The 20,922-nt window shown below is 69.4% G+C and carries 18 protein-coding genes and 1 pseudogene; 11 read left to right on the top strand and 8 right to left on the bottom strand.

Going from position 1 to position 20,922, the window contains the following annotated elements:
- Positions 1–78: 78 nt before the first annotated feature.
- The gene (locus tag IG84_RS0109730; protein ID WP_031053914.1) at positions 79–1,371 is read right to left on the bottom strand and encodes a sugar ABC transporter substrate-binding protein; all 1,293 of its coding nucleotides are present in this window, start codon (positions 1,369–1,371) and stop codon (positions 79–81) included.
- A gap of 236 nt (positions 1,372–1,607) precedes the next feature.
- On the opposite strand from IG84_RS0109730, the gene IG84_RS0109725 reads away from it, so the two are divergent.
- Together IG84_RS0109725 and IG84_RS42775 are read left to right on the top strand one after the other, a co-directional pair.
- The gene (locus tag IG84_RS0109725) at positions 1,608–2,264 is read left to right on the top strand and encodes a TetR/AcrR family transcriptional regulator (RefSeq protein ID WP_051861559.1); all 657 of its coding nucleotides are present in this window, start codon (positions 1,608–1,610) and stop codon (positions 2,262–2,264) included.
- Between the two features lie 157 nt (positions 2,265–2,421).
- A pseudogene (locus IG84_RS42775) lies at positions 2,422–2,517 on the top strand (alcohol dehydrogenase); the annotation flags it as partial.
- 406 nt (positions 2,518–2,923) lie between these two features.
- Here IG84_RS42775 and IG84_RS0109720 read toward each other — a convergent pair.
- From IG84_RS0109720 to IG84_RS0109710, 3 genes are read right to left on the bottom strand one after another with little or no spacing between them, the layout of a single operon-like run.
- Entirely contained in the window at positions 2,924–3,739 is an 816-nt protein-coding gene (locus IG84_RS0109720; protein ID WP_031053910.1) for an IclR family transcriptional regulator, read from the bottom strand.
- A gap of 50 nt (positions 3,740–3,789) precedes the next feature.
- Complete coding sequence (locus tag IG84_RS0109715) at positions 3,790–4,731, bottom strand: hydroxymethylglutaryl-CoA lyase (RefSeq protein ID WP_031053907.1); 942 nt, start codon at positions 4,729–4,731, stop codon at positions 3,790–3,792.
- Complete coding sequence (locus IG84_RS0109710) at positions 4,732–5,961, bottom strand: CaiB/BaiF CoA transferase family protein (protein WP_031053904.1); 1,230 nt, start codon at positions 5,959–5,961, stop codon at positions 4,732–4,734.
- Between the two features lie 142 nt (positions 5,962–6,103).
- On the opposite strand from IG84_RS0109710, the gene IG84_RS0109705 reads away from it, so the two are divergent.
- The 3 genes from IG84_RS0109705 (at position 6,104) to IG84_RS42120 (ending at position 8,883) form a co-directional block, all read left to right on the top strand.
- On the top strand, positions 6,104–7,708 hold the full coding sequence (locus tag IG84_RS0109705; RefSeq protein WP_245659284.1) for a GntP family permease: 1,605 nt from the start codon (positions 6,104–6,106) through the stop codon (positions 7,706–7,708).
- Positions 7,709–8,128: 420 nt separating this feature from the next.
- Positions 8,129–8,338, top strand: a complete 210-nt coding sequence (locus tag IG84_RS40525) for a hypothetical protein (protein WP_107053842.1) — start codon at positions 8,129–8,131, stop codon at positions 8,336–8,338.
- On the top strand, positions 8,314–8,883 hold the full coding sequence (locus tag IG84_RS42120) for a hypothetical protein (RefSeq protein ID WP_245659283.1): 570 nt from the start codon (positions 8,314–8,316) through the stop codon (positions 8,881–8,883). The genes IG84_RS40525 and IG84_RS42120 overlap by 25 nt, the downstream gene beginning before the upstream one ends.
- Positions 8,884–8,928: 45 nt before the next feature.
- Here IG84_RS42120 and IG84_RS38795 read toward each other — a convergent pair whose 3' ends face one another.
- Positions 8,929–9,165, bottom strand: a complete 237-nt coding sequence (locus tag IG84_RS38795; protein WP_051861558.1) for a hypothetical protein — start codon at positions 9,163–9,165, stop codon at positions 8,929–8,931.
- 1,540 nt (positions 9,166–10,705) lie between these two features.
- Here IG84_RS38795 and IG84_RS0109685 point away from each other — a divergent pair.
- A complete protein-coding gene (locus IG84_RS0109685) occupies positions 10,706–11,407 on the top strand; it encodes a TetR/AcrR family transcriptional regulator (RefSeq protein WP_031053899.1) in 702 nt (233 codons plus the stop codon).
- A 10-nt stretch (positions 11,408–11,417) separates the two neighbouring features.
- On the opposite strand, the gene IG84_RS0109680 is transcribed toward IG84_RS0109685, so the two are convergent.
- A complete protein-coding gene (locus IG84_RS0109680) occupies positions 11,418–12,851 on the bottom strand; it encodes an LVIVD repeat-containing protein (RefSeq protein ID WP_037799665.1) in 1,434 nt (477 codons plus the stop codon).
- A gap of 235 nt (positions 12,852–13,086) precedes the next feature.
- Between IG84_RS0109680 and IG84_RS0109675 the strand changes: the two genes are divergently transcribed.
- Both IG84_RS0109675 and IG84_RS0109670 read left to right on the top strand, forming a co-directional pair.
- The gene (locus IG84_RS0109675) at positions 13,087–13,821 is read left to right on the top strand and encodes a DUF305 domain-containing protein (protein WP_078648716.1); all 735 of its coding nucleotides are present in this window, start codon (positions 13,087–13,089) and stop codon (positions 13,819–13,821) included.
- Positions 13,822–14,029: 208 nt separating this feature from the next.
- On the top strand, positions 14,030–15,394 hold the full coding sequence (locus IG84_RS0109670) for an FAD-dependent oxidoreductase (protein ID WP_031053891.1): 1,365 nt from the start codon (positions 14,030–14,032) through the stop codon (positions 15,392–15,394).
- Positions 15,395–15,472: 78 nt separating this feature from the next.
- On the opposite strand, the gene IG84_RS0109665 is transcribed toward IG84_RS0109670, so the two are convergent.
- The gene (locus tag IG84_RS0109665) at positions 15,473–16,144 is read right to left on the bottom strand and encodes a response regulator (protein WP_037799663.1); all 672 of its coding nucleotides are present in this window, start codon (positions 16,142–16,144) and stop codon (positions 15,473–15,475) included.
- A gap of 179 nt (positions 16,145–16,323) precedes the next feature.
- On the bottom strand, positions 16,324–16,728 hold the full coding sequence (locus tag IG84_RS0109660) for an ArsR/SmtB family transcription factor (RefSeq protein WP_031053886.1): 405 nt from the start codon (positions 16,726–16,728) through the stop codon (positions 16,324–16,326).
- 424 nt (positions 16,729–17,152) lie between these two features.
- Between IG84_RS0109660 and IG84_RS0109655 the strand changes: the two genes are divergently transcribed.
- From IG84_RS0109655 to IG84_RS0109645, 3 genes are read left to right on the top strand one after another with little or no spacing between them, the layout of a single operon-like run.
- A complete protein-coding gene (locus IG84_RS0109655) occupies positions 17,153–18,187 on the top strand; it encodes a 2,5-dihydroxypyridine 5,6-dioxygenase NicX family protein (RefSeq protein ID WP_031053885.1) in 1,035 nt (344 codons plus the stop codon).
- A 51-nt stretch (positions 18,188–18,238) separates the two neighbouring features.
- Entirely contained in the window at positions 18,239–19,507 is a 1,269-nt protein-coding gene (locus IG84_RS0109650; RefSeq protein ID WP_031053882.1) for an FAD-dependent monooxygenase, read from the top strand.
- A 28-nt stretch (positions 19,508–19,535) separates the two neighbouring features.
- Positions 19,536–20,912, top strand: coding sequence for an MFS transporter (locus IG84_RS0109645; RefSeq protein WP_031053880.1), 1,377 nt, complete (start codon positions 19,536–19,538; stop codon positions 20,910–20,912).
- The last annotated feature ends 10 nt before the right edge of the window (positions 20,913–20,922 follow it).

The raw sequence follows: 20,922 nt of genomic DNA, 5'->3' as shown, positions 1-20,922 counted from the left end.
TTGACATGGCCCTTGGCGGTGCCGTTCGCCGCGGGCCGACGGCGCGGTCCGGCGATGCTTTCACAGAGGCGGGCGAAGTCATCGCTGGTCTCCGGTTCCGATCGTCGACGCCTTGGCCTGGATCCGGTGCAGAGCCTCTTCTGGTGAAGAGACGCCCTTGGCGACCTTCTCGATCTCGGCATCGAATACCGCGGTGACTTGCTTCCACCTCGCGGCAGTCGGGCCCGGCTGCGCGGTCTTGAGCTGAGACCGGAAAACGGCCAGGGCAGGATCGGTCGCGATCTTTCCTGCGTTCCAGGCCGACTGCACGGCGGGAAGGTCGCCGGACAGTTCATACCACGCCGTCTGGCTGTCGGGCCGGGCCATCCACCGGATGAACTTCCAGGCCCCCTCACGGTTCTCGGCGTTCTGGAACACTGCCCATTGCCCGCTGCCGACGTAGCTGGCATTGGAAGCCGGCCCCGCCGGGAGCGGTGCGATCCCCACCTTGTCATCGACGAAGGACGCGCCACCGGCGGACTTCAGCAGCCCTTGCTCCCACGGGCCCGAGATGAGTGCGGCAGTGGAGCCGGCAACAAACTCCGGCTCGATCTCGCCGAGGCTCACCGGGCCATTCGGGCTCACGGTCTTCGAAGCGAAGAACGACTGGTAAAACCTCAGCCCCGTGAGCGCCTCAGGGGTATCGAAGGTGAACTCGCTCTTGTTCTCGTTCATGAGCCGGGCTCCGGCCTGCCACATGAAGGGCAGGACGCTCTGCCAGCTCTGGGCGGCCCCGGTGGGCAACGAGAGGCCCCACTTGGCGCCTTCCTTCTGGAGAGCCTTGAGGAACGGGCGGTAGTCGTCCCAGGTCTTGGGCGGAGACATTCCGGCGGCCCGTGCCATGTCCTTCCGGTAGAAGAGGCAGCGGGTCTCCACGTACCAGGGGACGCCGTACCGAGCCCCCTCGAACGCACTGCTTTGGACGGCGCCTGGATAGAAGGCCGAGTCGTCGACCAGCTTCGGCGGGACTTGCTCCAGCCCTCCCGTGGTCGCGAACGTCGCAAGATCGGCGGAACCCACCAAAGTCGCGTCCGGGGTGTCACCGGACGCGATCGCCGTTTCGACCTTCTTGCCGTAGTCCTGCCACGGAACCGCCGTGACCTTCACCCTCGCGTCAGGGTTCGCCTTCTCGAACCGGGCAGCCAGCTTGGGCAGGAGCTCACCCTCCGTGCCCATCGCCCACACAGCGATGTCGCCGGTGGCAGGTGAGCTGTCGATGGGGGCACCTGCCGACCCCTGACCCTGCTTGCTGTCGGTTCGGCCGCAACCCGTCAGAAGCAGCGCGGCGGCCAAACCGACAACGAGTGTCCTCACGGCCTGTGGTCTGAACATCCTTGTCCGATCCTCTCCACCCGATGAATGCGTGAGCGGCTCTTCCGCACGTCTGGTAGGTGAGCGAGAAGGTACAGCGAAAACCGAACAGGTGCCACAGTTTCGACAGATTGAAGTTGGGCCCGCCGCCGCTGCTGTCGCCGGCTCCGCGCACAGCCGATCGGCGCGACGGGAGCGCCCTGGGGAGGCGGCGAAGGGCGGCGTGACCGGCACCTTGCCGCCATAGGGTTGATGCCATGACCGAAGAGATTCGCCCAGTCGCCCGGCGGGGGCCCTACGCCAAGAGCGCGCGGCGACGAGCCGAGATCATCAGCTCCGCCACATCCGTCTTCTCAGCGTGCGGCTACCGAGGCGGGTCCCTGCGAGAGATCGCGAAACAACTCGATCTCAGCCTGACCAGCGTGGTGCACCACTTCCCCAGCAAAAGCGCGCTCCTGGTGGCCGTCCTTGAGAACGCCGACTCCGCAAGCATCGACTCCTTCGAATCGGACAGCCGGGGAGAGGGCGTCGCGTACGCCGTCCTGCAGTACGTTCGCCGCAACCTGGAGCGGCAAGAGATGCTGCGGCTGCTCGCCCTCATGGCTGCGGAATCCTCAGCTCCGGACCACCCCGCGCATCAGTGGTTCCGTGACAGGTACGAGAGGGTCATCGCCACCGCCGCGATGGTCATTCGGCGGGACCAGGAGAAGGGCCGCATCTCCAACAGCAGGGATCCCCAAGAGATCGCGGGGTCCCTTATCGCACTGTGGGACGGACTCCAACTCCAGTGGCTCATAGACCCGCGACGCGACCTCGTCGCCGGGATGACAGCCGCGATGGAAGACCTCCTGGGTACCGAAGTTCCCGCAACGCGTTGTCCGCGGCCGGAGCGGCCGTCCTCCCCTCCTGGCTGAGCGGTCTGGACGGTGGGCCGTGCCCGGACGACACCCCTGTAACGCTCGCCGTCACGAGCCGGTGGGCACCCCTCCGGCCGAACCGCAGGTGTCAGTGTTTCCGCCGGCAGAAGCCGATCACCGGTGGGCTGATGATGATCGGGTTTCCGAAGAAGTCCTCCCCACGCCCGACCGCGTGCTGGAAGTTCCCGCGCGGGCCTTCGCGGGCGAGGGCAAGTCACTCCTCGGCTCCTACATGGGCAACGCGGTTCCGGGGTTGTCCTAGTCACGCGGCCAGCGCGAGGTTATGCATGGGGGCGACCGCTCGGATGGCATGCCGGAGGCCGATGCCGCGCTGGCGGCAGTCGCGGCGGATCTTGTAGTGCAGGGCCGTTCTTCTTGCAGTCCCCAGCCCTGCCTTCGCCCCGGCGTACAACGGCGCGGTCGGGGCGAAGGCATCCCAGTACTCGGCGGGTGTCAGCAGCCGTGGAAGTCCAGAGCCGGGCGGGGGTTGCCCGCCCGTAGCGCTGCGGCGGCGGACTCCAGGCCGGTGCGGGCGTCCTGCGTTGCGAACAGCGGTACTGACAGGTCGAAGAGATCCCGGTCCGCCGACGCGATCCCGCCGAGGGCCCAGCTGTGCAGCAGGGCCTTGTGCGCGGCGTGGGCCTGAGTGGGACCGGTCAGCGCTCGGTGGCTGAGTCGGTGGCCAGGGGAGCCCGACGGATGCCGGGGCGGTAGCCGAGGCGGCGGGAGGCTTCTTCGGCTGCCTCGATGACCTGAGGCGCGAGGCGGCTCACGTCGGCGGGGGTCAGGCGCTGCGTCGGCGCTCCGATGCCCAGGGCCGCCACCAGTTCGCCGGTGCTTCCGAAGACCGGAGCGCTGATCGAGGCCGCGCCGACGTCGCGTTCTTCGAACGACGCCGAATAGCCGACCCTGCGGACCTCCTCCAGCTGCTGGTCCAGCAGGTCGATGTCGACCACGGTGCGGGACGTGTGCGGGGTGAGCCCGTGGCCGACCGCAGCCCGGCGTGCCGTGGGGTCGAACGCCATGAAGACCTTGCCGGCCGAGCCCGCGTGCAGGGACATCACCATGCCCACCATAAACAGCCGCATGACCGCATGGTGGGTCTCGGCGAGCCCCACCACTGTACGGAAGGGACCATCTCGTACATAGAGGCAGGCCGACTCGCCCGTCCGGTCGCGCAGTTGCTGGAGCGCCGGTCGGGTGAGCTGCACCATGTCCAGGCCGAAGGTGCCCGGGGCCGCCCACCGCACCAGGCCGAGACCGATGCGGTACGTGTCGCCGTTGCGGTCCAGGAAGCCCTCGCGCAGCAGATTGTTCACCAGCCGCTGGCAGGTGCTGGCGGGGAGACCGGTGGCCCGGGTGATCTGCTGGAGGCTCAGCTCGGGCTGTTCGATGGTGAAGCACTCCAGGATCTGGCGGATCTTCTGCAACACCAGAAGTTGCGGCGTCCCCGCCTTGTCGCTCGTGCTCATCACCCGTGTCTCCCCGCCGGACTCAGCTGCCTACGCGGACATACCGTACGTCAGCCGGTGGTGACCGCTGTACGCAGGGCCACCGGCGTCGCCGGCACGGCGGACAGCGCGGAGTCGAGCTTACGTCCCAGCAACGCGTGGAGTTCCTCCCGGAGAGCGACGAGTTTCTCTGCATCGATCCCGGTGCTGATCCCCGCGTGGTGACAGAGGTTGACGAGATCGTCGGTGGCGATGTTCCCCGCCGCGCCGGGGGCGAACGGGCAGCCGCCGATCCCGCCCAACGAGGCGTCGAAGCGGCGGACGCCCAGCTGAAGTGCTTCCCAGGCGTTCGCCGAGGCCATGCCGTAGGTGTTGTGCAGATGCAGCCCCAGTGGCAAATCCGGCAACGCCGTGCGCACGGCGGAGACCGTTCGCCGGATGTGCCAAGGGCTGGCCGCGCCGATCGTGTCGGCGAGATGGAGCACCCGGATGCCCAACGCGCTCAACTGCCGGGCCAGACCCACCACCGTGTCGGGACTGGTCTCGCCATCGAACGGACAGACGAAAGCCGTGGCGATGCATGCCTCAATCCGCACCTGAGCCTCGGTCAGCAGCGCCGCGGCAGGACGCAGCCGGGCCAGGGCCGCCTGACTGGGCACTCCGGCGTTGGCCTGGCTGTGGCCGTCGCTCGCCGAGACGATAAGGCGGACGTTGCGGGCGCCGGCCGCCAGCGCCCGGCGCGCTCCCCGCTCGTTGAAGACCAAGGTGTGCAGCGCCGCCGACTCTCCGGGCCGCAGTTCGGAGACCAGTTGATCGGTGTCCGCCATCTGCGGGACCTTCCCCGGGTGAACGAACGAGCCGATCTCCAGCGAGGTCAGCCCGGCGTCCAGCAGCCCATAGGCCAGCCGGATCTTATCGGCGGTCGGAATGACCACCGGCTCAATCTGAAACCCATCACGGAGCAGAACATCCGTGATCAGAACATGATCGACCGTGCCCGCTGTGTCACTCACTTACACCACTCCCAGGTCCCGCAGTTCCCCACGGCGTATGTCGTCGATCCCCAGCTCGGCCAGTACGGCATCGGTGTGCTCGCCCAGCTCCGGGCCGAGCCACCGGGTGCGCCCGGGGGCCTCGGTGAACTTGGGCACGATGCCGGGGAAGGCCACCTCCCGCTCCTGACCCGGCGTGATGGTTACCCGGTGCCGCTCCAGCATGCCGCGGGCCGCATAGTGCGGATCCTTGGTGATCTCGGCTGCCGTAAAGATCGGACCGGAAGGAATCTGGCCCTCTTCCAGCCGCTGCAGCACTTCCTCGTGCGGCAGCTCCTCGGTCCAGGCCGAAAGGGCGGCGTCCAGCTTCCCGGCGTGCCGCACCCGGCCCGCGTTGTCGGCCAGCTCCGGGTCCTCGGCCAGCTCCGGGCGACCGATCACCCGCATCAGCCGCTTGAAGATCGAGTCCCCGTTGCCGCTGATGACGACGTAACGGCCGTCGCCGCACAGATAGGTGTTGGACGGCGCGATCCCCGGCAGTGAGCTGCCAGTGCGCTCCCGCTCGACCTGGAAGGCGTCGTAGTCGGGGGTCAGGGACTCCATCAGGGAGTAGACCGCCTCATACAGCGCGACATCCACCACCTCTCCCTGACCGGTGACGCCACGGCGGTGTAGCGCGGTCAGAGCGCCGATGACCGCATACAGGCCAGCAACGGAGTCGGCGAGGCTGATGCCGACCCGGGTGGGCGGCCGGTCGGGATAGCCGGTGAGATGCCTCAGCCCGCCGGTGGCCTCCGCCACGCCGCCGAAGCCGGGGCGGTCTCGGTAGGGACCGCTCTGCCCGTAGCCCGAGATGCGGGCCAGGATCACGCCCCGGTTCACCTCGCGCATCTGCTCGATTCCGAGTCCCCAGCGTTCCAAGGTCCCGGGCCGGAAATTCTCCAGCACCACATCGGAGCGCCGGATCAGGTCGAGGGCGACCGCACGGCCCTCGGATTGTTTCAGATCCAGCGTGATGGACCGCTTGTTCCGGTTCATCACGCGGAACAGCAGCGAGGTATCGCCCTCGTGGAGCCGCCACCGGCGCAGCTCATCGCCGCCCAGGGGGCGCTCCACCTTGATGACATCGGCCCCGAAGTCCGCCATCAGGCGGCCGGCCGAGGGTGCTGCGATGAAGTTGCCCAGCTCCAGCACCCGCAGACCGGCCAGCGGCCCGGGTGCCTCGCTTCTGCTCTGACTCAGTTCAGACATCAGCAAGCCTCTCGCTCGATATCCACATCGTGAGTTGCGAACTCAAGATGCGGGATTCCGCTGCGCGGGTCAACCCCCGTCCGTACTACGGTCACCAGCAAAGTCGCTAAGTAAGACTGTCAGATTCGCCAGGCCTGGAGTATTGACCCGCCTGACGGCCGCCTTCATCATGAGTGGCCATCCCACTAAATGGTTGCAGGCTGATTTCAGGCACAGCTGGCGACGCGTGTCCGAGCCGTCGCCTTCACCGCCGTCGCATCGAAGGAACGAGTGGATGTCAGACATCACAGTCCTGATCAACACAGCGGTAGCGATCGTCGCCATCGTGGTGCTGATCGTTCGCTTCCGCGTGAACCCAGTGATCTCCCTGACACTGGGTTCGCTCTACCTGGGGCTAGTGACCCAGCTCGGCTTCGGCAAGACGGTCAAAACGATCACAGGCGGCTTCGGCGACATCATGGCCGAGGTCGGCCTGCTCATCGCCTTCGGCGTGCTGATGGGCTCGATACTCCAAGAGATGGGCGCCATCGAGCAGTTGGTCAAACATCTGCTCCGGCTGTTCGGCCCCAAGCGCCTGCCCTATTCGATGTCGCTGACCATCGGCACCCTGCTGCAGTCGATTTACCTGGACGTGCTGCTGGTGATCTCCGCTCCGCTGGCACGCTCCGCCTCCCGCCGGATCGGCCCGCTGGGCACGCCCCGCATGGCCGCCGCCATGGCCATCGGACTCGAGTGCGGCATCGTCCTCATGGTGCCGGGCGTCGGCGCGCTCGCCCTGGCGGCTCTGCTGCACGTCCCGCTCGGCACGATGCTGCTCTGGGGCCTGGCGCTGACCATCCCGACGATCCTCATCTCGGTGACGATCATGACCTTCCTGTTCCGGCGGGGCTTCTGGAACAGCGCCACCGACGAGAGCGACGACGCGCAGAGCGTCGAGACGGCGGAGACCACGGAGCCCGTGAAGGCCGCCGCAGCTGTGGGGGCCGCGCAGGCGGCCGGGACGGTGCCGAAGACGCCGGCATGGCGGGACGCCGCACCGGCGAGCGGGCCGACGGCTACCAATTCCGGCGGATCCCAGGATGGAGCGGGCGGTGAGGCAGGCGGTCCTCGCCTGCTCGTGCGCTTCGCCCCGCTCATCGTCGCCCTGCTGATGATCGCCACCGGCGCGATCGCCGAGGCTGCGGGCTGGAAGAATGAGGTGCTGACGTTTGCCTCGGACCCGGTAGTCGCCCTGCTCACCGGGCTCATCGGCACCGTCTTCATCGGCCGTGTCGTCGTGGGCCAAAAGCGGGTGGAGAAGGCGATCGCCAGTGGCTTCAAGGAGAGCGGTCAGATCCTCATCCTGACCGCGGTCGGCGGCTCGCTGGCGGCGGTAGTAGCGGCCGGCGGCCTGGGCGACATCCTGCGCGGATACTTCACCGCCCACACCTTCTCGCCGCTGCTGATGGTCTGGGCGATCGCCGCGGTCCTGCACATCGCCGTCGGCTCGGTCACCATCTCGGCCATCACGGCGGCCGGCATTCTCGGGCCGATCGCGCCCGGGCTCGGCATCGACCCGGTGCTGATCGCGCTGGCCGCAGGGGCGGGCTCACTGTTCGCCGTGCACGTAACCAGCAACACTTTCTGGCTGCTGCAGTCGCTGATGGGGCAGACCACCCGTGGCACTCTCAAGACCTGCACCGTCAGCGTCTCGGTGGCCTCAGTCGTGGCCATCCTCCTGCTCCTGCCCATGAGCATGCTGTTCTGAAGTACCGGCCTCCGAACTCACGCGAGAAACCGACAGGAAGGCACCACAGCCCCTCGCTCCGCATGGCCGAAGGCAGAATCCCCGAACTCGGCAACGACATCGCTTCCCCGCCGCCGGCGTGAGGAAGGGCCCTGCACCCGTCGGTTGCAGGGCCCTTCCTCAGCACCCCTGCCAGTCGAATACGGGGCGAAGTTCATACGAGCAATTGCGGATCATTGAGGCCCATGCGACGTGAAGTTCGCAGGTCACGGGTCTGGTGTGAGGAGCGGGCAGGGTACTCATGTTGGTCGTTGGCCGGTGTCCATGGTGAAGATCGTCTGGCCTGTCGGCCGGAGGCGTTGTCGGTTTCGGCTGCGCCGCCCGCCGTGCCGCTCTTACGAACCGTCATCGGGCCGGTTCGCCTGGAGATCGTGAGAGGGCGTGGGAATGCAGGAACTGGAGCGGATCACGGCTCGCCGGAGTGAACTGGACACGCTCACCGAGGGGTTGGCCAAGCAGCTGCATGAGGTCCAGGCCGAGCGGGAGGAACCGATAGTCGCCGAGCGGGTCCTGAGCCGGCTGGCCGAGCAGGACCGGCCGAGGCCGTTGCACCGATTCCCGCCCGGGTGGCGGGCCGGGCAGTACTTCTGATCCCGCACCGCAGCGAGACTGGCGACGAGGCCGCCCTGCCCGGCAACTACCGTAAGATCCTGGCGATCGTGCGGGACTTCGACGGCCCGGTGCAGGTCAGGGCGGTCGGCGAACGGCTGGGCCTGGACACTTCGGTGCGCGGCAAACTGGAGCCGCTGCGGGCGAAGATGACCAAGCTCGCCGACCGAAAGATCATCCAGGTGCGGCTCGACCTCCCAGTATTCCGTGAACGCGACGCGGCCGCCATGAGCATCCGCGCGCTCAACGCCCTCTTGGACTCTCATGGCCTGTCCATGAAGCCGGGGGAACAGCAGCGTTTTTCCGAAGCGTACTTCCGTCACCTGCAGGACAGGCTGAAAACGCCACGGGCTATCAAGCGATACTTCGGGCAAGCCGACGCCACCCTCGGTTCTCTCGTCCACAACGTGGACCTCGTCGACTTCCTGCTTGTCACCTTCCTGCGCACCAGCGAACCCGGCGTCTACCGGATGCTGGCACGCCACCGCGCCGAGCTGACGGGCACCAGCTTCCATCCGACCGCATGACGCGACACCCAGCCCGACCAGCGGGTCGAGCAGTGGCGGGCCCGCCTACGCGATGCCGGCGTAGCCGAGGAACACATCGAAGGCATGCTCAGCCTCCTGTCCCTGATGTTCGTTCCCATCCGCCAGGCACTTGGCCATGGTGGAGACGTGAAAGCTGTCGCGGAGCGGCGGGGCATCGGCAGCGACGACTACTTCGACCGGTACATCGTCTTCGGTGTTCCGAACGATGACCTCTCCGAAGCCGTCTTCGACCGAGCACTGGCCCAGCTGGGAGGCCGGCACACCGCACGAGGAAGCGGCCGAGTTGCTGCTCCGGCTTCGGGCAGATACTCACCGGATCACGCGCAGGATCCAGCACCGTCGCACAGGCGGCATTCCGGTTCCCGCCGCCGCGCTCCTCCAGGCCATGGCTGACTGCTGCGGACACCTGACCGCCGATCCGCAGGTCATGGGGCTGGTGTCAGCCGAGTGGAGCCTACGGTTTCTGGCCCAGGATCTCCTCGCATCCCGGCCCACGAGCGGCCCCAAATGCTGGCCTCGATGGCCGCTACCCCCGACGGCGCGATCCTGGCGCCCGGGTTTTCCACCGCGTTACCAACTCGGACGACGCCGACTCCGAGGGAGCGCAGGCCGCCGAAAGCTGGGTCGGGCAGGCCCTCGATGGCCTCGTAAGCCGATTTACCCAACACCTGGCGCCGGCGGTAGCACGGCCCGCCGATGACCTCACCGAATTGGAGAGCACCCTGATCTGGGTATGGCACCACACCGCTCCCGACAGCGTCTCTGCCTGGCTGCGTCAACGGCTGGAGGACAAGTGGGCCCTCCTCCCCCTCCTGGCCGCTCTCATCAGCCCGGCGGATCTTCCTTCCTCCTCACTTATCGACGACGACACCCTGGCTAGGCTCACCGCGATGTTCGGGTCCGACGGTCTCTGCGCCTGTCTCCACTCCCCTATACCTACCGATCAGCACCAGGCCAACATCCTCCAAGCACTCCGGAGCCGCCTGACCAGCCATGAAAATCCAGAGAACGACGCCCCTTCCTGATCACTGCCTGATCACTGCGGAGATCCGCTACCAGCAGTGCCTGAATGAGTCTTCTCGCCTGCTAGCAGACCAGGCAATTTGCTCACCGCCCCCCGGAAACTCCCCGATCGGCCAGACGAGCTCTCAACGACATGATCACGAGCCAGGCGCTACTAATGATCACGGCCAGCCAAGGCGCCAAGTCAGCTGCCAGCCATCAGCTCCCAGCCAGCCACAGCAGGTTCCTCGGCCGATCTCGGATGAACGCGAAGCGGTAGAGCGCGAACCGTCGGGTGCAGCGCGATTCGGCGCCAGGCAGTGGACCCCGCACGGCCGGAGGAAATACCCGGCAGTACTGGGGCCCGCCCGGCACCAAACCCGCTGGCCGGTCGGACGCCGGACCCCCGCCTCACCAACCCACCCACCCGCACGGACAACGCAGCGGCAGTGCAGCCGCCCCCTCGACCGGTGCTCGGGCTGGGCCCTGGCAGGGGCGGCTCACGGCTTCACCAAACCTGACAGGTAGTCAGCAGAGGCAGCTTGGGTCAGCATTGGTCCGCCCAGAGACGGTCAGAGATGGCCACACCTGCAACTTGAGTTCTACACGGCACAGTGGACCTGACCAGCAAAAACGCTGGTCAGAGACCTCCGGACCGGAGATGCTTGGACCTGCTTCGGGCGATCCCCCGCGTCGCCCGAAGCAGGCGGCTTGACCGGATACTGGCCCGGGGTGGGGCCGGCGTCCGGCGGCTCGCTGAGTATATTGGCCAAGAGCCAGTCAACGCAGGAGTTACAGCATGTCCCCCCGCAGCGCATCGGTCAACGAAGAATTGCGGCGGCGTTCCCGGGAACGGCTGCTGCAGGCGACGGTCGAGCTGGTGGACGAGCGGGGGTATGAAGCGACGACGCTGGGGGACATCGCGGAGCGGGCCGGGTCGGCGCGTGGCCTGATCTCGTACTACTTCCCCGGTAAGCGGCAGTTGCTGCAATCCGCTGTGCACCGGCTGATGCATCTGTCCCTGGAGGCCGGGCTGAGCCGGGAGCCGTATCCGGACGGGCCGGACGCCGGGCGGGAGTTGCTGGCCCGGGCGATCGACGCCGTCCTCGGGCTGGCCCGGGACCGGCCGAAGCTGATGCGGACGCACATGGCGGGCATCCTGACCGCCGAGGGGTTCATCCAGTGCCCCGAGCAGCAGCGGCTCGCGCAACTGCTGCGGGACACGGTCGTGGCGTACGGCTCGGCCGACCCCGACACCGACTATCCGCTGCTGCGCGCGCTCCTCATGGGCGCTGTGGTCGCCGTACTGCTGCCGGGCGCGCCGATGCCGGTCACCCGGCTGCGGGGTGAGCTGTTCCAGCGGTACGGGCTGGACTGGGAGCTCGGCGCCCCGCCGGACGGTGATGATGAGGATGAGCGAGAACCGTCCGGTGGGATGCTGTCGGCAGGGCAGGAACAGGCCGGGCAGCGGCCCGCCCTGGTGACGCCCGGCCAGCAGTAGGCGGAAGCCGTCAGCGGTAGTCGGGCTGGGTCTGGACGTTCAGTTCCGACAGGTGGACCGAGCGCGCGCTGTCCGTGCGGGGGTCGCTGATCTTCAGGACGTCGAAGCCCTTGGCGATGTCGTTGGAGTAGATGTGGCCGTTGTAGTAGTACGCGGACCAGGAGCCGCCGGTGTCGAGGGTGTCGGCGGAGAGCGGGCCGCGCTCGAAGTAGCCGATCTCCTTGGGCGCGGTGGAGTCGGTGAAGTCCCAGATGGAGACGCCGCCCTGGTACCACGCCTGCACCATGATGTCGCGGCCCTTGACCGGGATGAGCGAGCCGTTGTGCGCGACGCAGTTCTCGGTGTCGGCCTGGTGGCGCGGGATCTTGTAGTAGCCGCGGAAGACCAGCTTGCGGTGGTCGCCCTTGCCGGTGATGTCGTAGATGCCGTCCGCGCCGCGCGTCGGGCCGGTCTTCTCGTTGCAGGTCGGGGCCACGCCGCCGCCCAGTTCGTCGGTGAAGACGACCTTCTTGCCGCTCTCGTTGAACGTGGCGGAGTGCCAGAAGGCGAAGTTCACGTTGTCCTGGACCCGGTCGATGACCTTCGGTGCGGCGGGGTCCTTGATGTCGAGCAGGATGCCGTCACCCATGCACGCGCCGGCCGCCAGCTTCAGCTTCGGGAAGGTGGTGAGGTCGTGGCAGCCCGTGGTCTTGGAGACGCCGGGGTTGGCGGGGCCGCCCGGGTTGCCGCCGTCGGGGAAGAGCACGGGGAAGTCGACGACCGCGGCCTTCTCGGGCGCCGAGCGCGGCACCTTGATCACGGAGATGCCGTCGTGCGGCGGTTGGCAGTCGGGGAACGTCTCGCTGGGTGAGTAGGAGGAGACGTAGACGTAGACGTTCTTGCGGTCCGGGGCCAGGGTGTGGGTGTGCGAGCCGCAGGCGGTCTCGACGGCGGCGACGTACTGGGGATTCTTCTTGTCGCTGATGTCGAAGACCTTCATGCCCTCCCAGGAGGACTTCTCGGTCGCGGGCTGCGTGGTGCTGCTGCAGGAGTCGTCGCTGCGCGAGGAGTCGGTGGAGAGGAACAGCAGGTCCCCGGAGACCGAGACGTCGTTCTGGGAGCCGGGGCAGAGGACCTGGCTCACGGTGCGGGGTGCGCTGGGCCGGGAGATGTCGTAGATCGCGAAGCCGTCGTAGTTGCCCGCGAACGCGTACTTCCCCTGGAAGGCGAGGTCCGAATTGGTGCTCTTCAGCGCCGTCTTGGGGAGGTTGGCGAGGTGCTGGACGTTGTCGCTGTGGACGATCTCGTCCACGCCGGGGATCTCGCCGTTCTCCATGGCCGCCTTGGTGTCGGCGCGCTGACCGCTGCTCACTTCCCGGTGTACGGACGGGGTGTCGCCCGGGTCCGGGGTGGCGGCGGCCGGTCCGGCCGCGAAAAGCGAGGCGATCAGGCCGCATGCGGCCACGGCCGCGCGGAGGTGCCCGCGGCGCGTGAGGGACCGGCGTGCGAGTGACCGGCCTGCGAGTGGTCTTCGTACCGTTGGTGCCGTGGGTCTGTGCGTCGACGACGTCACAGCGTCCTCCCTTGAGTCCGTCCGGGGTGGTGAACGGTTGTCCTGAGCCCGGGTCTGGGCCTGGGCCTGGGTTTGACCCTGGGTAGTATCGCGCCGCTCATGTACATCTCAATAGGGGGCAATGAAGATGTCATGCGTGGGCAACGAACGGGCTGGTCTAGGACGGGAGTTCGCGGTGAAGCGTGTCGGGCGTGCCAGGAGAACCGCCGCCGGGGTCGTCGCGGCCGTCGCCGTCGCGGTCCTCGGACTGAGCGGTTGCGAGGCGGGCGGCGGGCGGGACGACGCGGCCGCCGGTGACGCCGGGCAGCAGGTCATCGCGCCCGGGAAGCCCGGCGAACCGGCCCGTACGCTCTCCCCCGACGAGGCACGCAAGGAAATCGGCGACGACTCGCCGAACTCCGCCGACTTCTCGTACGTCCAGATGATGATCGAGCACCACGGGCAGGCCCTGGTGATGACCGAACTCGCGGACAAACACGCCGAGTCGGCGACGGTACGGCGGATCGCCGACCGGATCGACGCCGCCCAGCGGCCCGAGATCGACGCGATGAAGGGCTGGCTGACGAAGCACGGCGGGCCGCGCGCACAGCATGGGCACGAGGGCCATGGTGATCAAGGGGCGGAGTACGCCGCCATGCCCGGTATGGCGACCGACGCCCAGCTCGGCCGGCTGCGCGCGGCCCGTGGCGAGCGCTTCGACGCGCTCTTCCTGAAGCTGATGATCACCCACCACCAGGGCGCGGTGACCATGGCGACGGAGGTGCTCTCCGACGGCAACAACGTCCGTGTGGAGGAGATGGCCACCGACGTCATCGCCCAGCAGACGGCCGAGATCGACCGGATGCGGAAGGCGGCGCCGTAGGAAGTGCCGGAGAGTGCGTCGCAGGGAATGCCGTAGGGCGTGCCGTACGACGTGTCGTCCTGTGCGGCGGGCGGGGCGGCGCAGGGCGCGTGTTTCGGATCGTTCCCGTGGCGTTTTGCGCCACCCCAGGGGGCACATCCGCGCGGCACACTCCCCTCTACCGCACAGTGGTGCGATCCTGGAGACATCCCGCGGAAGGGGCCTCCCAGTGCTTCGTGTCGCAGTGATCGGATCGGGACCGAGCGGGGTCTACACCGCTCAGGCCCTCGTCCAGCAACAGGCCGTCCCGGACGTCGAGGTATACGTCCTGGACCGGCTGCCATGCCCGTACGGACTCGTGCGGTACGGCGTGGCGCCCGACCACGAGAAGATCAAGAGCCTGCAGCACACGCTGCGCACCGTGCTGGAACATCCACGGGTCCATTTCCTGGGCCACGTGGACGTCGGCACGGGCGGGCTCGACCACGCCGGGCTGCGCCGCATCTTCCACGCGGTGGTGTACTGCGTGGGCGCCGCCACCGACCGGCGGCTCGGCATCCCGGGCGAGGAGCTGCCGGGCAGCCGCTCCGCCACGGAGTTCGTGTCCTGGTACAGCGCGCATCCGGACGCGGCGGCGGCCGGCGGCTTCGCGCTCGGCAGGTCGTCCGCCGTGGTCATCGGCGTGGGCAATGTCGCCGTCGACGTGGCGCGGATCCTCGCCCGCGCGGCCGGTGACCTGGTGCCGACGGACGTGCCGCAGCCCGCCCTCGAAGCGCTCGCCGGCAGCGGTGTGCGCGATGTCTGGATGGTGGGGCGGCGCGGCCCCACGCAGGCGAAGTTCACCACGAAGGAGCTGCGGGAGCTGGGCGCGCTGCCCGGCGCCGATGTGGTGGTACGCCCCGATGAGCTGGCGATGGACCCGGCGTGCGGCGCGGACCCCGGCGCGCTGCCGGCCGTGGTGCGCCGCAATGTCGATGTGCTGCGGGAGTGGTCCCAGCGGCCCGTGTCGCCGCCCGACGGCCCGCGGCGCCGCATCCACCTGCGGTTCTACCTGCGCCCCGCCGAGCTGATCGGCGACGCGCGGGACGGTGTGCGGGCCGTGCGGTTCGAGCGGACGGCGCCGGACGGGCAGGGCGGGGTGCGCGGCACCGGGCAGTACGAGGACATCGAGGCGGGGCTGGTGCTGCGCTCGGTGGGGTACCGGGGTGTGGCGCAGCCGGGGCTGCCGTTCGACGCGGAGACGGGGACGGTGCCGAACGCGGAGGGGCGGGTGCTGCGGGACGGCACGACGTGCCCGGGCGAGTACGTCGCCGGGTGGATCAAGCGCGGGCCGACCGGGGTGATCGGTACGAACCGGCCGTGCGCGAAGCAGACCGTCGGCTCGCTGCTCGAGGACGCGCCGGGGCTGGCCGGGCGCGAGCTGCCGGAGGACCCGGTGGCGGCGCTGCGGCGGGCCGGGCAGCGGCCGGTGCCGTGGCCGGGCTGGCTGGGGATCGAGGCGGCGGAGGCGGCGCTGGGCCAGGAGCTGGGGCGTACGACGGTCAAGATCCCGGACTGGGAAGGGCTGCTGGAGGCGGCGCAGTCGGGGCAGTGACCGGGCGATGGGACGGAGGCCGGGCCGGTCGGTGACCGGCCGGCGCCGGGCCCACGAGGAGCACCGGCGCAAGGGCGCTCACCGCCGCTCGGCGCCGTGCAAGTGGGCCGGCGTGACCAGTCCGGCCCGGTCGGCGATCACCGCTGCCTGTACGCGGTTGAGTCCGCCCAGCTTCGCGAGCAGCGCGCTGACGTGGTCCTTGACCGTGCCGTGCGCCAGGTGCAGGCGCAGCGCTATCTCGCCGTTCGAGTGGCCCTCGCCGACCAACGCGAGCACCTGGCGTTCGCGGTCGGTGAGGCCGCTGACGCTGCGCGCCGCGGCCGCGTCCGGCTTGCCGCCGAGGTAGCCGCCGATGACTGCCGGGGTGACGCCGGGCGCGAGCACCCGTCCGCCGTCGACCAGTACCCGTACGGCGTGCACCAGTTGCTCGGGGGCCGTGTCCTTCAGGAGGAACCCCGCCGCCCCCTCGTGGAGTGCCGCGCCGAGGTACTCCTCGCCGTCGAAGGTGGTCAGCATGGCGGTCTTCGGGGGCTGCGGCAGGTCGCGCAGCCCGCGCAGGATGGTCAGCCCGTCCACGTCCGGCATCCGGATGTCCAGCAGCAGCACGTCCGGGCGGTGGGCCAGCAGCGTGGCCCGCGCCGCGGCGCCGCCGCAGTCCGCGACCACCTCGATGTCGGGCGCCGAGCCGAGGATCAGCCGCAGCCCGGAACGCACCAGCTCCTCGTCGTCCACGACCACGACCCGAATCACCCGAGCACCTCGTCCCCGCTGCCGGCCGCCGGCCCCAAGGCCCACGCGGCGCTTCCCGCGATCGAGGTTACGGCAGGTAAGGGGCGCCCGGACGGGACCTGAAGACGAGATCGCGGGCTGCCCGCCCCCGCCGGTCGGCGGGGGCCCGGGAGGAGTTCCGGGCCCCCAGGAACGACTGGTCAGGACCGGCTGGTCGCACCTGTCGCGGCCGCGCCGGCGCCGGCGCCGAGACCGGCCGCCGCCTGCCGCCGGGCCGCGGTGAGGACGGTGTCCAGCAGGCCCGGGAAGAGGTCCTCCAGGTCATCCCTGCGCAGCGCGTTCATCTTGGCCGTGCCGCGGTACGCCTGTGTGATCACGCCGTGCTCGCGCAGCACCCGGAAGTGGTGGGTGAGCGTCGACTTGCTGACGGGCGCGTCGAAGACCGAGCAGGAGCATTCCCCTTCGGCCTCGTCCAGCACCAGCACGATCCCGAGGCGGACGGGGTCGGCGAGCGCGTGCAGCACGTCCTCCAGCCGGATGGCGTCGCGGCTCGGGTGCCCCAGCACGCGCGGGGCGCCCCCGGACGGCGTCGAGGTGGCGGGCATGACGGCTCCTGTCGGTCGGCGCACGAGGGCCGGGCGGAACGAATGTACGAGACCTATCGTACTTCGCGGCCGCCCGCCCCGCCAGGGCATACGCCACCCATGCCGTCAAGGGAAGCCACCCGGACGCCGCACCCTCCTCCGGATGCGGCGTGTTTCCGTCGTCGTTCCGGCACGGAAGAACCGGGTGAACTCGCGCCGCACCCCTTGCCAAGGCGAGATCGTACGTGTTCGGATTATCTCCATCGGGACGCGCCGACCGGCGCGTCACCGCAGATCAGAGCATGATCAGAGCATGTTCGGCGGGCTCATCACGCATGCCTGCGCACGCCTTGCGCAGGCATCTGCCCGCCCCGCACGACGCACTCCACGGGCTCCCGAGCGAGCCCACGTCCCGTACGTTCCCCCGTACGTCCTTGGAGGACCCGTGTTCGATCTTTCCTCCGTCGACCTGCTCGACGCCTTCACCCGCGAACTGCGCCTGTGCAAGCTCCGCAGCGACGAGCACGTCGTCGTCCTCGCCGAGCCGGGCAGCCGCGGCGACTACGTGGCGGCCGCCTTCGGCGCCGCCAAGGCGTGCGGCGCCCACGTCATCGCCGCCACCGTGCCCGGCGGCACCCCGGCCCCCATGCCCAGCACGCACACCGGCGCGGGCCCGGGCCTCACCTCCGTACTGAACGACACCACCGCCCAGGACCTGCTGAAATCCGCCGATCTGGTCGTCGACCTGACCCGCGAGGGGTTCATCCACGCGCCCGTGCAGCAGGAGATCCTCAAGGCCGGCACGCGCATCATCTTCGTCTGCGACGCCCCCGACGTCCTCGTACGGAACCTCCCCGAGGAGGCGGACAAGGACGCCGTACTGGAAGGCGTCGAGCTGCTGAAGCGGTCGTCCGTCATGCGGGTCGGCTCCGCCGCGGGCACCGACCTGACCGTGCAGCTCAGCGGCTCGAAGCCGGAGTTCCAGTGCGGCTTCGCTGACGATCCGGGGCGCTGGGACCACTGGCCCAGCACGATGGTGCTGTGCTGGCCGGAGATCTCCGACGGGCGGATCGTGCTCGGCGAGGGAGACATCCTGCTGCCGTTCAAGGAGTACGTACGGGAGCCGGTCACGCTGGAGATCGCCGCGGGACACATCGAGAAGGTGAGCGGGGGCGCCGAGGCGAAGCTGCTGGACACCTTCTTCGAGGACGCGGACGACAAGTGGGGGCGCAGCCTCTCCCACATGGGGTGGGGTCTGATGCGTACGGCGGACTGGTTCGCCACCGCGATGTACGGCAAGGACGAGCTGATGGGCATGGACGCCCGCGCCTTCGCCGGCAATTTCCTGTGGTCCACCGGACCGCACCCGGTGCTGGGCCGCGAGTCCTATGCCCACCTCGACATCGCCATGCGCGGCTGCACCGTGTCCGTCGACGGTACCGATGTCGTGGTCGACGGCAGGCTCACCGACGACGGCTGACGGGCCCGAGTCCGCGTACCCCCGACTCGCCTTGATCGCCTTGGAGGAGAAGTGGTGCCCAGTCAGTCCTACGAAGTCACCGTCGTCGGCGGCGGTCTGGGCGGCATGACCGCCGCCCTGGCCCTGCGCCATCAGGGCCTGCGGGTCACCGTCCTTGAGCAGGCGCCGCAGCTCGGCGAGGTCGGCGCGGGCATCCAGACCGCGCCCAACGCCAGCCGGATCCTCCTCGGGCTCGGCCTGCGCCGGCAGTTGGAGGCCATCCACACCGAGCCGCTGGACCAGGTCAGGCGGCGCTGGCAGGACGGCAGCGTCATCGGCCTCACCTCGCTCGGGCAGCACTGCAAGGACCGGTACAACGCCCCGTACTGGCACTACCACCGGGCCGACCTGCACCGCGTGCTTATGGAAGCCTGCCTCGACCCGGCGGGCCCCGGTCCGGCCGTGGAGGTCCACACCTCCAGCCGGGTCGCGGAGCTGGACCGGTCCGACCCCGCGCGCCCGGTGGCCGTCACCGACGACGGCCGCCGGTACGCCGGGGACGTGCTGATCGGCGCCGATGGCATCCGCAGCCGGGTGCGCGATCTGATGGGCGCGGCGGACACGCTGGAGTTCTCCGGCGAGATGGCGTTCCGGGCGCTGATCCCCGGCGACCTGATCGCGGCCGACCCCGCCACCCGCTGGCTGGTCGACCGGTACCAGAGCACCATCTGGTACGGCCCGGACCGGCATCTGGTCCATTACATGATCCGGCGCGGGGAGTTCCTCAACATCGTCGCGTGCGTGCCCTGCACGGACGAGGTCGCGGAGAAGTGGACCGTCGCCGCGACCACGCAGGATCTCGTGGACGCGTTCCCCGGCTGGGACGACCGGGTGCCCGCGATGCTCTCCAAGGCCAAGGAGGACGTGAGCTGCTTCGCGCTGTACCACCGGCGGCGGGACCCGGTCTGGATGGACGGCCGTGTCGCGCTGCTGGGCGACGCCTGCCACGCCATGCTTCCGTACCAGGCGCAGGGCGCCTCGCAGGCGATGGAGGACGCGGCGGTGCTGGCGGAGGAGCTGGGCGGGGTGAACACCGGCGACATCGAGGCGGCGCTGCGCCGCTACGTCGGCCGGCGGGCCAAGCACGCCGGGATGGTGCAGGACGCCTCGCTGCAGAACAAGACCTTCTACCACTTCCCCGACGGGCCGGAGCAGCGCGCCCGGGACGAGAAGCTCCGGCGCTTCGAGGGCGAGTCCGACCTGTCCTACGAGTGGCTGTGGGGCGGCACCCCGCTCCACGACCCCGACGCCGTCGCCTTCTCCTACCAGTTCGCCCGCTGACCCGACCCGGCTGTCCCTTGGAGCGACCATGAAGACAGGCGATCAGATCGTCCAGGACCTCCCCTGGAGATGGGGGGTACAGGGCCGGATCTTCCTCATCGGCGGCCTCGGCTACCTCTTCGACGCGTACGACATCGCGCTCAACGGCTTCCTGATGCCGCTGGTCGGCGCGCACTTCGACCTCTCGCTCGGCGCCCGCGGCCTGGTGGCCACCGCCAACCTCGTCGGCATGGCCGTCGGCGCGGTGGCCTGGGGCGCGGTCGCCGACCGCATCGGCCGCAAGAAGGCGTTCAGCGTCACCCTGCTGATCTTCGCGGTGTTCTCGGTGCTCGGCGCGCTCGCCCCGGCCTACCCGGTCTTCCTGGCGCTGCGCTTCCTGGCCGGCGTCGGGCTCGGCGGCTGCATCCCCGTGGACTACGCGCTGGTGGGTGAGTTCTCACCGCGGAAGTACCGCGGGCGGGTGCTGACCGCGCTGGACGCGTGGTGGCCGGTGGGCGTGACGCTGTGCGGCCTGGTGTCGACCGCGATGCTGCCGCTGGACGGCAACTGGCGGTGGATGCTCGCCACGATGAGCCTGCCGGCGCTGCTGCTCTTCTGGGTGCGCCGCGGCGTACCCGAGTCGCCGGTCTACCTCTCGCGGAAGGGCCGCGAGGCGGAGGCGCGGGCCGTCATCGACGACCTGGTGGCCCGCACCGGCGCGCCCGCCGAGCCGTACGTCATCCCCGCGCCGGTGGCCGAGGAGCGGACGCGGGGCCCGCGGGCCGCGGTCGAACAGCTCGTCGGACTCTGGCGGTTCAGCCCGCGGATCACCTCCGCCGCCTGGCTGCTCTTCGCGACCGTCATGCTCGTGTACTACGCGGCGCTGAGCTGGCTGCCGTCGATCCTCAAGGAGGAAGGGCTCGGCGACACCGCGGCGTTCATGAACACCACGCTGATGAGCGGCGTCGGCATCGTGGGCGTGCTGGTCTCCACCGCGCTGGTGGACCTGGTCGGCCGCAAGTGGCTGATCGGCGTCTCGGCGCCGGTCGCGTCCCTGGCGCTGGTGGTCTTCGCGCTGGTGCTGAAGATGCCGACCGGCTCCGTCGTGGCCATCGGCGCCTTCGGCTTCCTGATGCAGCTCACCATCCCCGCGATGTACGCGTACGTCGCCGAGCTGTACCCGACGCGGCTGCGGGCGAGCGGCTTCGGCTGGGCCTCGTCCGTCAGCCGGGTGCTCACGGGATTCGCGCCGATGCTGTTCGGTTCGGTGCTGTGGCCGGTGCTCGGACTGCCGCTGACCTTTGCCGTACTCGCCCTGGCGGTACTGCTCGCGGTCGGCTGGATGGCGGTCGCGGCGCCCGAGACGAAGGGGCAGGCGCTGGACGCCCCGTTCGAGGAACAACCCGTACCGGAGCCGACGAACTAGCCCGTCCGTC

It is taken from the genome of Streptomyces ochraceiscleroticus, from assembly GCF_000720485.1.
Classification (GTDB): domain Bacteria; phylum Actinomycetota; class Actinomycetes; order Streptomycetales; family Streptomycetaceae; genus Streptomyces; species Streptomyces ochraceiscleroticus.
This window is presented reverse-complemented; position numbering and strand designations above follow the sequence as displayed.